Annotated in this window: 8 protein-coding genes; 1 reads left to right on the top strand and 7 read right to left on the bottom strand. The window is 41.6% G+C overall.

The window, feature by feature from the left end:
* Positions 1-80: 80 nt before the first annotated feature.
* From proB to ACS8FC_RS05110, 5 genes are all read right to left on the bottom strand, one after another.
* Complete coding sequence (proB, locus tag ACS8FC_RS05090; RefSeq protein ID WP_439260665.1) at positions 81-1,253, bottom strand: glutamate 5-kinase; 1,173 nt, start codon at positions 1,251-1,253, stop codon at positions 81-83.
* A 162-nt stretch (positions 1,254-1,415) separates the two neighbouring features.
* Entirely contained in the window at positions 1,416-2,624 is a 1,209-nt protein-coding gene (cgtA, locus tag ACS8FC_RS05095) for an Obg family GTPase CgtA (RefSeq protein ID WP_439296046.1), read from the bottom strand.
* A gap of 456 nt (positions 2,625-3,080) precedes the next feature.
* Positions 3,081-4,526 carry a glyceraldehyde-3-phosphate dehydrogenase gene (locus ACS8FC_RS05100; RefSeq protein WP_439260663.1) on the bottom strand — a complete coding sequence of 482 codons (1,446 nt, stop codon included), beginning with the start codon at positions 4,524-4,526 and terminating at the stop codon, positions 3,081-3,083.
* A 399-nt stretch (positions 4,527-4,925) separates the two neighbouring features.
* Positions 4,926-5,873 (bottom strand): lipocalin family protein, encoded by a 948-nt coding sequence (locus ACS8FC_RS05105; RefSeq protein WP_439296047.1) that lies wholly within the window; start codon positions 5,871-5,873, stop codon positions 4,926-4,928.
* Between the two features lie 297 nt (positions 5,874-6,170).
* Positions 6,171-7,247, bottom strand: a complete 1,077-nt coding sequence (locus ACS8FC_RS05110) for an NUDIX domain-containing protein (RefSeq protein WP_439296048.1) — start codon at positions 7,245-7,247, stop codon at positions 6,171-6,173.
* 246 nt (positions 7,248-7,493) lie between these two features.
* Between ACS8FC_RS05110 and hemP the strand changes: the two genes are divergently transcribed.
* Positions 7,494-7,652, top strand: coding sequence for a hemin uptake protein HemP (gene hemP / locus ACS8FC_RS05115; RefSeq protein WP_227672156.1), 159 nt, complete (start codon positions 7,494-7,496; stop codon positions 7,650-7,652).
* 136 nt (positions 7,653-7,788) lie between these two features.
* Here hemP and ACS8FC_RS05120 read toward each other — a convergent pair whose 3' ends face one another.
* Together ACS8FC_RS05120 and ACS8FC_RS05125 are read right to left on the bottom strand one after the other, a co-directional pair.
* On the bottom strand, positions 7,789-12,783 hold the full coding sequence (locus ACS8FC_RS05120) for a translocation/assembly module TamB domain-containing protein (protein WP_439296049.1): 4,995 nt from the start codon (positions 12,781-12,783) through the stop codon (positions 7,789-7,791).
* Between the two features lie 121 nt (positions 12,784-12,904).
* Positions 12,905-16,342 (bottom strand): autotransporter assembly complex protein TamA, encoded by a 3,438-nt coding sequence (locus ACS8FC_RS05125; protein ID WP_439296050.1) that lies wholly within the window; start codon positions 16,340-16,342, stop codon positions 12,905-12,907.
* Between the last annotated feature and the right edge of the window lie 129 nt (positions 16,343-16,471).

Genomic DNA, 16,471 nt, shown 5'->3' on the forward strand with positions numbered 1-16,471 from the left:
CCAATGGTCAGTATTATTTATAGACTGGCTATGTATCTATTATCTTACTACCGTAAGCTTGTCATTTTTAGCAGATATCATCACATAGACAATGCTAAGTTATCACGATGCACCATAACCACGCGTTCTTCTTTGTTGCCAAGGATTCTATCGAATTGTTCAGTACGCTCTCGAGCTACTCGGCGCGCATCATTAGAAGAGAAGTTCATCTGCCCTACCGCTAAACGCTCGCCTGTATCTTGATGAACAATTTCTACTACATCTCCTTCATCAAAATCACCGCGCACTTCTACCACCCCAACTGGTAACAAGCTCCTGTTGTGCTCTACTAGTGCTTTAGCGGCGCCCGCATCAACGATCAAAGTACCTGACATACGTAAATGCGCGGCTAACCATTGTTTACGTGCAATAATTTTGTCGGCATCGTTAGTGGTTAATAGCGTACCGACAGCTTCACCAGACACCACACGAGTAATGACGTTATCAATAGCACCGCTGACGATTACAGTTGGGCAACCGCCCATTGCTGCAAGGCGACCAGCACGAATCTTGGTTAGCATACCGCCACGACCAAGCTTACCACCGTCACCTGCAATGTCAAAAAGATAGTCAGCCATCGCGCGCTCTTGGCGTATCATTTTAGCATCAGGGTTGTCTCGTGGGTTGTCGGTAAACACCCCATCTTGATCCGTCAAGATAATATATAAATCTGCATTGATCATAGCCGCTGACATTGCACCCAATGTGTCATTATCACCAAACTTAATCTCATCAATCGTAATGGTATCGTTTTCATTAATAACTGGGAGCACATTCCACTCTAATAGCTGCGTCAGTGCACCAGTGGTATTCAAATAACGACTACGATTAGACAAATCGTCGTGAGTTAATAATAGCTGAGAGCTTTGTATTCCGTGTTGAATCAATGCTGACCACCACGTTTCAATCAAACCCATCTGACCAATAGAAGCACAAGCCTGCAATGCTGCAAGCTTTTTTGGCCGCTCATCAAGGTCCATTCGCACCACGCCTTCGGCAACTGCGCCTGACGATACCAATAGTACTTCAACGCCCTGCTTATGCAATTTAGCAATCTGTTTGGCCCACTCATAAATAGCAGTTCGATCCAGCCCTCGCCCATTATTGGTTAATAACGATGAGCCAATCTTGACAACAACGCGCTGAATATCAAAATTACGATTTTGTTTGATAAACCTTGCCTCTTCGGTCGTTTGGTCTGTGTCACCTGCCATAAAAACTCCTGTAAATTGTGGGGGTTGATTTAAAAATAATAATAGATGATCTATTTTGTTGTATAAAAACCTCATATAGTCTCATACACGACAACATCAAATTTGTATAAACGTTAGCAGAGAATATCAGCAAACACTACCGTTATCTTCTGCTAATACATTCTAAGAGGTATAGACTACTTCTACACCGTCATCGTCATCTAAGTCGTCATCATCTACAAGATTGGTACCTTCACGCTCAGCTTTGCGAGCCGCACGATACGCTTCACGCTGCGCCTCTGTATTTAAACGTACTTCTTCTTCTAAACGCTCAAAACGCTCTTTTTGTGCATCAGCAAAAATAGGATCTTCTATTTCACGCTCGCGCTCACGCTCAATTTCATTCATTAAATGATATTTGACAGCATCAACACCTTCGCCTGTCAAAGTGGATGTGCGAAACACAATACCTGTCCAGCCAAGCTCTGCTACGATATGCGTACATAACTCATTTAAGTCTTCTTCAACCACTTGATCAATTTTATTTAACACTAAAATTTGAGGCAAATTGGCCAATTCAGGGGAAAAACGCTCAAGCTCGTTTAGGATAACTCGAGCATTCTCTACCGGATCGCTACCATCAATTGGCTTTACATCAACCAAGTGTAGTAGACGACGCGTACGAGCAACATGCTTTAAAAAGCGAATACCTAGACCAGCACCTTCAGACGCACCCTCGATTAGACCTGGAATATCAGCCATCACAAATGAGCGATGACGTCCAATATCTACCACACCCAAATTAGGAACCAGCGTCGTAAATGGATAGTCAGCAACTTTAGGTTTAGCAGCAGAGACTTGACGAATAAAAGTAGATTTACCAGCATTAGGCAATCCCACCAGACCGACATCAGCCACTACTTTTAGCTCAAACTTCAGTACCTTTAACTCGCCTTCAAAACCTGAGGTTGCTTTACGCGGCGCTTGATTGGTAGAGCTTTTAAAGTGAGTATTGCCAAGCCCTCCGTCGCCACCTTTAGCAACCAATATTTTTTGATCAATCTCAACCAAGTCGCCTAGTACCTCGTCTGTCTCGGTATCAATGATAGTCGTACCAATAGGTACTGGCAAGAATACGTCATCAGAGCCTTTACCAGCGCAGTTTTTACTATGACCATTCTCACCACGCATGGCATCATAGCGACGCGTATAACGATAGTCGACTAGAGTATTTGTGTTATCATCGGCAATAACATAGACATCACCACCGCTACCGCCATCACCGCCATCCGGGCCACCGCGTGGTACGTATTTTTCTCGGCGAAAACTGGCGATTCCATTACCACCGTCACCTGCTTTTACCGTTACGACGGCTTCATCAATAAATCGCATCTTACGTTCCTTACTTTCTAGATTACAGTCATTGGCTGATTTTATATTGGTACTTAAAGATATCTATATACTTAATTAGTCTACTAATCATCTACTTGTTAGTCTATCTATCATTCAATCACTAAATTGACTGGTATAAGTTGACTACTCATAAAATATGCCTACCACAAAGCAAGCATGCTTTATAGTCAAATTAGATACCAATTAGTAACACTCTTATAGTAGCGCTCTTATTATCATATAATAGAAATACGAAAAGTTTTTTATCACTTTTATGATCATTATACCAGTAGAACCGTTGTGGATGTTATCAAACAACAACACCCGATAACCAAACGGAATATCGGGTGTTGTTCTACACTGTAAGCATGTTAGGCTTCTTGAGCTGTACTCATAAGCGATAACAATCAAAGTAGCTTAACAAAAGCTTACCCTCGTACCTCACATATACAGATGTTATGCAGGAATCTGAGTATAGCTAATACCACCCATTTGAGTCGCCAAGCGTAGTACTTGCGTGCTATAGCCTACTTCGTTGTCGTACCAGATGTAGACAGTTGCATGATTGTCAGTAACGATAGTGGCTTGCGCATCAACAATACCAACGTGCTTAGTACCAACAAAATCTGTTGATACAGCTTCTGTCGAATCGGTATAAGAAATTTGTGATTGCCAAGTATTACTGTTAGCCATCTTACGCAAAAACTCATTTAATGCGTCTGCACCTTGTGGCGCTTGCTTTAAATTTAAGTTCAAAATCGCCAAACTGACATTAGGAGTAGGTACACGAATAGCATTACCTGTCAGTTTACCGCTAAGCTCTGGTAGTGCTTTGCCAACCGCTTTAGCCGCGCCAGTGCTAGTAATCACCATGTTTAGTACTGCACTGCGACCACGACGATCAGACTTATGATAGTTATCAATTAAGTTTTGATCATTAGTAAACGAATGAATCGTTTCAACATGACCGTTTTCGATACCATATTCATCGTTTAATACTTTCAATGTTGGCGTAATGGCATTGGTCGTGCAACTTGCAGCACTAACAATGGTGTCCTCACCAACAGTATCGTTATTAACACCATAAACGACGTTTTTGATATCCCCGCCAGCAGGCGCAGTCAATAATACTTTATTGACGCCTTGAGATTGTAGGTGTTTACCTAGGCCAGCTTCATCTTTCCATATACCTGTATTATCAATGACTAACGCATTATCAATACCATAAGCTGTGTAATCAATCTCACTTGGATCATTGGCATAAATCACTTGTACAAAACGACCATTGATAACCATACCATTGTTATCATCATCAACGCTTACGCCGCCCGTAAAGCTACCATGAATGGAGTCACGCTCAAGTAATGACGCACGCTTAGCAAGATCCCCTGCAGCAGCCGGACGTACTACGATAGCTTTTAACTGCAAACCCTTTTTACTAGATGCTTGTGATAATAATAGACGCGTTAAAATTCGTCCAATACGTCCAAAGCCATACAACACAACGTCAGTAGTACCGTTTTGTGCAGATTTATCGTCACCAGCCTCTTGTAAAGCCGCTTGCAAATCAGTGTCATTGGCGATCAATTGACCAACATCTACACGTGATGATTGAATGTCGCTACTAGAAGCCAATGCTTTAACCATCTCTAAAGTGTCAGCAATAGCAATAGGCTTACCATTTTGCTCACGAATAGCTGCTTTTTGATGCAACGCCAGTACTTGACCGACTGAAGTTGTATCAAGTGTCTCACCGAACAAAGTAACTTGTACGTCTTTTTCGTTATAGAGTTTGTTTAACAGTCCAATTAACTCAATAGCTTGTTGTTCTTGATCGTTGTAACTATTTAGACGATCTTGATGTAATTGGCGTAAGGTATTAGCTTGGCTCACGAGAAACATCCTTATGGTCAGTAAAATGTGTTTGTAAAATATAGAAGGCTATGTAAGTACTAAAAACTTATAAACTGAGAGAGACGCTACGTTAGTAAAATTGATACATACTTATTAATCATTATATTATGTAGTAGGTTTATAAGCTCTTTGGTCGTACTTATCATAGGTTTTAATTGGGGTACATTTTAGCTCAAAATGCCTGATTTTGCTAGTGATAACCTTTATTACTAACGTTTGATATCAATCATGTATTGTTTTTGACAGAAACTATGTTCATAACACAGCAAAAAGGCAACTTATTAGGTCACCTTTTTATTTATCTACCAAACTGAGTCAATACTCACTATTAGGTTCGCTACAAACAGACAGAAGACTACCGATCACTTGATCAATTTTTATTTAATATTAAGGGACCAAATTTACGGTTTGATTACGATGATCCGTTAATGTGAAAGCTTTTAGATCATAACCCTGTTGCTGAGCAATTTGACGATATTTTGCATAAGCTTCTTGTGAAATATCTGGTGAACGAGCCAGCAGCCACAAATATTCTTTATCTGGGGTACCAACCAAAGCCGTTTGATAATTGGGATCATGTGCCAACACCCAGTAATCGGCGCGCCCAACAGGTAACCAGCGAATCCATGACGGTAAAAAAGTAACCTTAAGCTTACTACCTGTATCATCTGCAGGCTTTGCAAGACCTTCTGCAGTAACCGATTCACCATCTTCATCAATACACTGGTTCAATACCGTAATACCAGTGTCTTTTACATTAGGAGTATAGGTAGCAGTCACATCGCTGGCACAGTTGCGCTGAAAATACATTGGTAAACGACCGATCTCATACCATGTTCCACTATATTTTGTTAAATCAAGACTATCTACTGTAGTTGGTTCAGTAGCTGACTGATGAATAATAGAAGAAGGTGTAATATCTATAGTCATATTGGCTGCTACCTCTGCATCTACTTTACCAGTACTGACGCTAGTGGCATCATGTGAGGCAGGCATTTCCGGCGGCGTTGCAGCATAGGCTGAAAACGCAGCTAACGGTACAATAATCGCTAGTGCTATTCCAGTGTGTTTAATCAGACTATTCATAAATATACGCTCCGGTACTTCGTCATTTAAGCCCGTAGAAGTAAGATCGTTATTTATTGATTTCTCACTGCCTGAAAGCAAATGTATAGACTTATTATAGTTGGCATCATTGCTAGCATTACTATAATTATTCGCTGTATTTACATCATTTGTTAAACGCTTGTTAACCAATTGATGATTTTGCCCAGACTGAGAACCGGCTGCCTGTATGTCAGAATATTCTGACGTAGGTAACTTATTGGTTTTCATAAAAATACCATTATTTTGAATTAATAGTGCGGTTTATTAGTTGATATAAGTATGGTTATAGTAAGGCTTATAATCAGTTGCTTACTCCATACGTTTATCTCACATAATTTTTAACTGCAATATTAAAGATATAATGGAAATCGGAACAGTGTAGCATTGTAGGGAAAAGCAACCGTTTGTAAATAATATTGTCTTTGTTAGTAATACTAAATACATAGTAACTGGTATGTAAAAGATTTAACGAAAAACAATAATAGACCATGGTAAAGAAAACGATGCTATTTTTCATTCATAAGCTTAAAGAAACTGCCGGATACCTGCTATACTCGTGGCGCCATACTGCGTCGCTTGAGTAAATAAATTGGGCGATAATCCACCCAAACCAATGACAGGCATATCTGCAAGTGCTGCTAGATCTGACCATGCCTCCCAGCTTAAAGGCTTAGCATCAGGATGCGTTTGAGTGGCCAGTACAGGGGATAAGAAAATACCGATGACTGGTGACTCTTGTCGCTCTAAACGACTATTGGCAAGTTTATTGGCTGCATAAATACTATCAGCATCATGACAACTTACTATTAATGGATGATGTAAAGATTGCAATTGAGCAGCATTATCTTTAACTTCGTCAGCCCACTGTAGTAACGATGTCTGTGTTAGATGGTACGCTATAATTTGATGACTAGATGCTGGGTGATGGTTTGAATAATGTTCGTTGATGTCATTAGGCATAATGACTTTAATATCTGGTCGCTGACCCATCAGCTGCTTTGCGACGTTCTTTGAGCCTATATCTTGGACTCGAATATATACCCAAGCATCTGACGCTATGTGAGCTTGATGATATTGTAACCATGCTGTCGCTGCGTCAGGGTATGTGCTGAACTGTGATAAAGGATAGGTAATTGCTATTTTTGAAGGCAAGCGTAGCCATTCAAGAATCGTTTTATTAGCAGCTGGCAAGTTGTAGCTTCCTGCTAATAGCTCAGACTTATTTACCCATGCTAGCATCTGTCCTTCTAAACCATAGCCTTGATGTTTATATACGTCATACTGATGAGACGTCAGCTCGACACGATAGACTTGTAAACTTACTTTTTTATCACCGTAATCATGGTGCAATCGCCCAAGCTTAACGATCGTATTATGATGAATGACGATGCCCGTTTCTTCAGCAACTTCTCGTATTAGTGCCTGATTTGCAGTTTCATGAGCCTCTATCTTGCCGCCTATAAATTCATAGCGATTGCCTTGATGCTGAGACTTATCTCGAAATCCAAGCAAATACTTATCTTTATAGTAAATAACAGCAATGGCGACATTAATCGTGACAGTTATATCGTTGCCTAGTTGTTTGGTCGATGCATTTGACATAGCTCTCTCCTTAATCAATTCTCTCATAAAGCTTTTCGTTCAAAATTCGGTCAAGTTTTTTAGAATTAAGTCTAAGATTTTTTCAATAATAGTGTTAGTAATGATTGATTTAGATATATTTACACAATAACTGTATTTTATTTTATCAATTGGCTTGCAAAATACTTCAATGTAAATGATAATTATTATCGTTAGCAACCACTATTACTTTAACAGTTATTTAATCAAAAGGAATTCACTATGAGTATGGTCATCTCTCGCTACTTAAACTGCCGTGAAAATCGTTTGCCTACTTTACAATCGCAGCACTTGTTTGCTTTAACCAAGGAAGTCCGTATTGAGCATGAAGGCGAAGAGTATCGCTTGCGTTTGACTCGTAACAATCGCTTAATTTTGACCAAATAACCTAATTGTACCAACAAAAAACGCCTCTATTGAAAGGCGTTTTTTATTGGAAGATAATCAACACTGGCTATTGATAGCAGCCTTTTATCATAGTCGACAACCACAGTCATCCCTAAAATAGCGCAATGAGTACAATTTAAAACTGCCAGCTATAGACCACATCTACAGCATTTTCAGCCGCAGAGGTCGCCTCGACATAAATACGGCGTGTCAATTGATAACGAATAGACAAGCTGTTTTCCGCGTTAAATACGCCAACCCCATAACGAATGTATAAATCAGGAGTGACGTAACCTGTGACATTAACATTAGTATCTTCACTGTTACCTGAAGCATCCACAGTTAGACTCTGCAAACCAAAAGCTTGCCCAATTTGATTGGTCAAGCTTCGTGTACCAGTCAAGCCAAAGTTGAGACCAGCTGCCGCCAGACTATTAGTGACCTGTGACTTAAATCCTTGTTCACTAACTTGAGTTGCTTCACCATCGTCGATACGACCGGTCACTAGAGCATTCATCGCTTGTTGTTGCGTCAAGCCTGCATTGTTAAAGACAACGATATTTGGGTTTTCAGTGTTGCCTGTCACACGTACGCCGACTGTTTTATCATCAATTATTTTTACAGCCTCGATACTCAAATTGGGCTTCATCACATCGCCATTAAAGCGTATCTGTCCATAATTTAGCTCTAAATTCTGTCCAAACGCATCGATACTGGTACGGCGAGATACCTGCACGACCCCTTTAGCGCGCATGACACCAGTACCATTTTGACTGATATTAAGAGCACCTGCCAAAGGAATGACAGCACCAAAGCCACGGAAGTTAATATCATCACCCAAATCAATACCAATATCAGCGTTAATCGACCAAGGTTTTGATATTGCTAAAACGTCATCGATATTACCAATTAAACGTCTATCGATCACCACTGCATCTTCAGTTTGGGTGATAATATCTTCACTCGCTTCAGGAGGACGAATCGTCGCTGATGGTACGCTAACTGCACCTTCAATGTTAACGTAGCGATCGCCTGGTCGCACGATAATATCGATATCAGGATTGACCTCAGCCAATAATAATGGTGGCTGCGTTAACACCAATCTTTCACCAACAATACTCAGCTTGGCTTGCAGCTCTTGTTGCCAATTAATGGTCCCAATCAAGGTACCTGTACCTGTACCACTATTAAACTTACCGTCAATAGCTGCTTCTGTCCCGCGGATTTTTGCTGTAGCGTTTATTTTGGATAAATTGACTGGTAGATCAAGCATCGCAACACGACCATTAGCAAGTTTTACATCGCCATAAAACTGGGGCTTGGTTAAGGTGCCGCCAATGCCGCCTGCCATCGTAATATTACCTTCTAATACGCGCATTCCCGGGAAAAACGGCTTTAGGATAGCCAGATTAAATTCATTAAGTACTAATGCCCCTGATATTGGTTTGGGCGCTTTGTACGGATCTACTATGGCTTCAGCGTAACCGCGAGCACCATTACCAGTATTGACATCTGCACGCAGTTTTAATCCTTCAGGGACTGATAATGCGATGAGTGATATACGCTCATAAGGGATGGTTACAGGTGCAGCATCACCATCTTGAATCAGACCTATTTTGCCATTGTCAGAATATAGCGTTGTATTGATGGTAGGCGGTTTGCCACGTTGCCAGCCGACAATAGCTTTGCCATTAATCTGACCATGCCAATCAATATCTTTGGGTAAGAACACTGAAAACAGTGATGTATCAAGCTTTTGTAAAGCCAAATTAACATTACCACCAGCAGCTGAAGCTATAAGGTTTTCGCGCAAACATAATTTGCCAGTCTGATCCTCTGCTTGCCAGCAGTGTGCTGCTAACTGTACTTTTAGATCAGTTTTGCCACTATTCTGTGGTTTTGGTAAATTTACAATAGCCTGTGCAGGTTGTAACTGGTTTAAGGTTGCATATTGCGACTGGACACGTCCTTTACCTATCACCCCTGACCAACTCAACTGGTCACGATTAAAACCACCTTTTAATCGTGTTGAGATATTTAGCTTCTCATTAGCCATCTTAAGGTTAACGACATGACTTTGCTCAGTACCACTAAACGAGGCATCGATGTTCTTAAAACTTTGCCCAGCTGCATCTAAACCTTCTGCACTAATAATCAGTTGACTAGGACTATTGGCTAAATTCACAAGTTTACCGCGTACACGGCCTTCACGTAAGATAAATCCAGGCAACACAATACGCTCACCGACCAAATCTACGTAGATCGTTGGCAACGCCTGGCCTGCTGGCTGTGACAAGGTCGCACCGCCAGTGACTTTGCCCGTCAGCTTATCTGAGAGTTGATCGAGACTAGTGATATTGATTTTTGTTTGCAACTGCTTGGCATTACCATCAGCCGTCAGGTAGTTGTCGCCCCATCGTAGTACTAAGTTATTTGCATTCAGATTATCGATGAGAGCATTGACCTGCTGATATTGAGACTCAACGTCTTGGGCTTTTAAACGCTCAAAATAGTTGGTCAGATCTTCAGGTAAGTTTAATTTAGCCGCTAAGCTCCCTTTAGCACTCAAAGGCTGACCTTTTAGAGTACCGTTTAGATCGATTTGTGTTAGGTTGATAATCTGCTGTGCTTTACGCCAGCTACCATCCGTTTTTATATTGCCCGTAATCGTACTCGGTGTATCTTTTAGGAAGTAACCTAGATTAAAGCGATCCATCACCGCACTAATATCCCAAGCAACCCCTTTGCTCACATCGACTGAGCCTTGGGCGTCAATACTACCTGCTGTGCCTATATGACGAAAACGCTTGATACGGATGAGCTGCGAGTCCCCATTGGCATCAATGGTCAGTTTACCAGCAGGTAGCTGTTTGGCATCTAGCATCCCATCGAAATTTACAGCAAAACGTTGTAGTTTACCCTTTTCATCAGGATGGTTTTTGGACGCAGATTGCCACTGCCCACTGGTGTTCAAATCACCGGAAAGAATAGCTGGATTATTCGGTAAAAAATAACCCAAATCAAAATTATTAAAGCGGCCGTTTACTGTCCAGCCAATATCTTGGCGCAGATCAAGCACACCTTTTACATTAACAGCGCCTGCCTCACCAGTATAATCCAACTTACGCACATTGATTAGCTTTGGTGTACCAGCGGCATCAATAGATAGTCGACCATCAGGAACATCAGCAGTATTGAGCTGACCATCAAAACGTGCATCGAAAACCGACAGCTCACCTCCAACGAGATCAATGCTTGCGTCACCCGTCCCTGCTATACCAATTTCACGACCCTCTTGTGTGGCATCAAGCTGAGCTTCTAGATCCGTATTATTGAGATTAATAATATGCCGCTGACCTTTGACACCGTTTTTGGTGATATCTAGCAAACGACCACTGGCGTTGAGGCGGCCTGTTAGACGCTCAAGTGGTAAATCGTTACGATATTGTTTGGGTAGTAAGCCATTAGTGCGCGCGTCTATCTGCCACGTCAAAGGTCGGCGCTTAGTTGCTAGCTGTATTTGCCCATTACCCGATAAATCACCAACGATGCCTTTATAGTTGAGACTATTTATATCAATGACATCGCCATTCTTACGAATTTTGACATCATAATTGCCTTTAGGGGCTGCGTTTAACTCATTGATAAGGGCATTGGCATCAACAGACAAACGTGCACCGCGCACAATGACATCGGCTTGTCCATTTGGACTGTTAATATCACCGATATTAGGGACATTACTGCGAATAAGGTTTTGCCAATTGGCATTGATATACCAAGGAGCCACCTGTTTAGACTTTAATGAAGTCTTACCACGTACTATATTGGCATTGATGTGCTCACCATCACGCTGACGCAAGTCTGCATCAATCTGCGTATTACCAACACTATTTTGTTGTTGATAATGCACCGATAGTCGACCATTAAGCTTTTGCGGTGCATACGCCTTAAAGTCAGTATACTCATCAGGAATGGCGCGGCGAACATCAAAATTACTACCTGTCGCTCGCACTTTTGCATCAAAGCTATTTTTCCAATCCAAAATACCTTGTAATATTAAATGTCCAGCTGGAACATTAGCGTCTAGACGATCGACATGCATTTGGCTATTGGCGATGATAGCGCGACCCTGATAATGTCCTGAAGGGATATCTTTGGCAGTTAACTCAGTATTAATACGCAAACGTATCTCAGAGATGACCCCATTTGCCGTAGCAGTACCACTTTTTAGATGAATGTTTTGGGCATCTGCGTAAGGAATGAGAACATCATCCCACTGTAATTTGGCTTGAAAAGGCGCATCATTATCGAGACCTTGCACGACAAACTCACCTCGGACATCCCCTTCATTATAACGACTACGCACCTTACCTACAGTACGCTTTAAGCTACCTGTCGCTGTAATGTTTAGGGGATCGATATACGCTTTTTCTAAAGCACTGACTTCAGCGATGGCACTGAGGTCCAATGGATAGTCGCCTTGTAAATCTATATTGCCCTGTAATGCATTGATTTTTACAATATCTGCATAACGCAAATCGCCGCGACCAATGGTGACTTCACTCCCTACCCACGTTAAATCTCGAGCACTAATATCATGTACCACGATAGGATCTTTGGTGATTTGTTTATAAACAATGTTTTTTATTTTAGCTTGATCAAAGCGTAGATTGACTGGTAACTTGAGTGTTTTATAATCAAATGGCTCACCAGTTGGTGGTTTATTATTGATGATTTCTATGCGCTGGATATCAGCATCTCGAAGGTGTACTTCTTTAGAAAAGACAGCGCGCCAGCCTACCTTAACGTATGCTTTGTCTACCGAAACCTCAAGATCTTCAGTCGCTTTGATATCTATATCTGTGACCCAGATACCATCTCGCAAATTGCCTTTGCCGTATGTAAGTTTAATGCCTGTTTCTGCACTGACCTTTTCTAAGACAAACCTCGTCCCTGACTCTGTGCCCATCATATAAAAGAATACTGCAAACATAAGCAGTAGAACGACAAGTATCAATACTAATAATTTGAATACAAAGGACAGTGGATACCAGCGCTTTACTGCACGAGCATCTCTTTGAGCTGGATCTTCATCGGGTGAACGTTTGGGCGGGGTCTTTTTGTTCAACATGATACTCAACTACGTTAAAAGATTATTTACCAGCAATCGGTAGGATAGATAAAAATGGCTCATAGACTTTTCTACTTTAATAAACTCAATCATCTACATATAGTCAAGTCTATAATTTTTACTAGAGTGGCGAGCCAATAAAGAAGTGTAGTCTAACTGGAACACTATCTTCTGTCACGCCTGCGGCTACATCTACGCGTACGACACCCACAGGTGAGGCCCAGCGAACACCGACCCCAACGCCAACCTTGGTTTCAGTCTCAAAATCTTTGTCATAAGCATTACCCACATCGGTAAATACTGCACCGCGAAAGCCTGGAATAAATTCATAATTATACTCAGCACTACCGACTGCTAGTATTTGTCCACCAGTTAGATAACCATTTTCTAGCGGAGACAAGCTTTCATAATCGTAGCCACGAATGCTTTGATCCCCACCAGCGAAAAAGCGCAATTTATAGGGTACTTCATAAAAGTCATCTGCCCATATGTAGCCTGTATTGACGCTTCCAAGCACTTGATGCTTATTGTCATCACCAAAGCTATAGACACCACTGACACCTGCACTAACTATAGCCAAATCGGTATCGCTAAGCGCTTTATCTGCGCCCGCCTCAATACCATAGTACTGACGTATACCACGCGTTGGATTGGTCACACTGTCAACGTCCGTTTTATTGACGCCGTAACCAAATAATAGTGCCTTTTGCTTAGGTTTAGAGGATGTAAAACGTATGGGTAGATCATCCAACTCAGTATCATCAACGCCAGTCTCCAGCTCATCTAAACGATAACGTACAGAGTAACTACGATTCCAACCATTTTCACGGCGAATATTACGGGCCAATCCAGCTTTCAGAGTTTTGGTTGACAAATCAAAGTTACCTTCACCTTGATCAATCACCTCCTCTTCATAAGTGAGACGTCCCTCTAGCTTGTCGTTGAGCGGATGCTTCCATGGTCGACTGGCATAGACACCGATATTTTTATTGATCCGAGACACCTCAGTCTCTACCCCTGCTTGATAGCCTTTACGATTAATTAAGTTATAGTCGATTTTAGCAGTCGCTCGTACATCCGTATCTGTACCATAACCGATACCGACTTGCGCATCACGCGGTTTATCAGCAGAGACAAAAACATACAAAGGGACTTTTTTGCTTTCTTGAACCTCTACTGGGGTTTTACGTCCTGCAAGGGTTGGCGGTACAAAATCTTCGTCCAATATACTTTCATCATCAGGGAAGATTTTTTTGGCGACTTTGCTTATAGAGTCGCTAATTTTGCCTAAAAGATTATCAGCTTCTTGTGTTTTTTCGTCGAGCACCCGATTATTTGGTAACCCGCTTAACCGATCTGCCTTACTTTTGATAGCCGATAACTTGTCTTGTGTTTCTTGGTCAACTTCAAATTCGATGGGAGCCACATCTATTGCATCTACAGTAGCGCCGTTGTTGGTCTCAATGCTATCAGTAGTATTGTCAGCCCTATCAATATCGGTACTACTGACATCGACATCATTACTATCGTCTGCAATGCCAGAGGCAGCTTTAGTATTGTTGGCATTTATTATCGAATCATCAATATTGTCATTATTAGACGCATCGATATCGTTAATAGCATTGTCGACATCGCCATCAATAACGCCATTATTATCAGCAGTTATCGGCGTATTATCGAAAGCTAACGTGCTGTTTTCGCTCATATCATCTGGTGGCAATATTGTCTCAACATTGACGGTGTTAAAATAACGAGTCGCTGACAAATCATTACCAAGTTTGGTGATATCAGGACGATAGAACGGATCACCTGCTTCAAAGTCAAACATCTGCTTTAGTAATGGGGTCTCTACTGGTAGCTTTTTAGGATCGGTAGTAAGCGTTCCTGTCTCCTCATCATAGGTAAAAAACACCACATCATCAAATTGATAACGATCGCCTGTGTTATAGACCAGTGAGACATCAGCTGTATTGTCTGGCAAGATAATATCAACTGATTTATTTAACCAGTATTGATCAAAATAACCATATGTATCACTTAATGCTTCAAGTGCCGCCTTACTATTTTTATAAACGCGGTGATTAAAGACATCTCCTTCTTGCGGTAACATACTTGTTTCAAGGGTTTTAAACTCAGGCTGCTCAATACCTTGACCGCGAATATCTACGACGCGGCTATCGACACGTACTGGCTCACCAAGTTTTTCAATAATGACGTCAATGGTATCAACGGTTGGTTGGCGTAAACGTAAGGTAACGTCGTAATAGCCTACTGCTTGCGCAGCATCTAAAGCAGTCTGGCGCAAACGTGGTAAAGCTGCGGTAAAATCAGCAACAGATTGTACAGTTGTATCATCAAGCGCAGCTTTAATATTGTTAATCGGTTGGCTATCTTCATCAGCTTTGATAAGTTTTGGCTGCGTATCGTCTGTATTTTCAGCGCTACTACCATCTGTCTGCTGTAAATAAACGCTGGTTTCTACATGTGGTAGAGCCATGGCGCCTCCATTAAACAAACGACTATATAAGCGTTTAACAATGTTGCTACTATTACGTGCCCGTGAGCTAGGTTTGGATGCTTGTACGATGCTATCGGTCACTGCTTGAGTTTCTGTTGCTACTTGATAGTCAGGTAAATAATCATCAGGGTTTAAAGCTTCTGTTTGCTCGCCTGACTGCTCTATCGTTTCATCTACTATAGGCAGCTTACCCGTACTTGCATCAGCCTTAGTATCAGCTATAGTATCGTCAGTACCTGTTACTGGATCACGTTCTTGCTGCGCAAGCGTCTGTACAGGACTCTGTTGGCTACTATCTACACCATTGCTACTGACTGCATCACTAACCTCAATCGGGCGTGACATAATCTCATCAGATTCAGCATTCTCATTCTTACTTTCTAGTCGTCCAAGAGTATCAAGATTGGTCGGTGCTGGTAAGCTTGCTGCATCTAGACTTGGATCCAAGCCGATGGGCGTATCACGGCTATCCAAAGTCGCTACCGGTTTATCAAAATCGCTATCACTGTTCTGACTATTGTCGCCTAACGTATTGTCTTGATTGTTTTTCGCCTCTACCGCCGCAAGCTCACGATCAATTTGTTCAGGCGTCATCATCTGATAGCCTTGCTGCTGTACTGTGGCTGCCTGCTCTAATAAATTATCATCACGTGTGCTGGTTGAACTTTTTTCAATATTGTCTGAGTCGGTCGTCTTACTATTGATAGGTTTGGTCGATAGAGAGTTTTTTGACTCGCCTTTTAATGTTTGCTCACTATAATCTTCTAATACTGACTCATCGATGACACCTTGCTCTACTGCTTTTTTTAGGCGTAGCGCATCTAAAGCTGCATCAAGCTCAGTCTCTTGATCAGTCATTAGCGCATTATATTTGGACAAGCTTGAAAGCTTGGCTGATGCTTCGCTACTGGTATCAACGTCATCTGCACCAAAGGCAGGAGTTGCCACACCAAAGCCGACTAACGCACTTGCTAACGCGGTAAAAAGCGTTGAGCGGGTAAAATAGCTGCGCGACTGCGTTAAAGGCTGATGTCTTATCATACTTATTTCCTATCACTTCACGCGGCATACTATACTGACGATGACTACCGCCTGCACTAACCGGTGAATGTACTTATCATATTTAATATTAGTGATACTGGTAATCAACTTTGACACCACTATGTCAAG

The organism is Psychrobacter sp. 1Y4 (genome assembly GCF_051847555.1).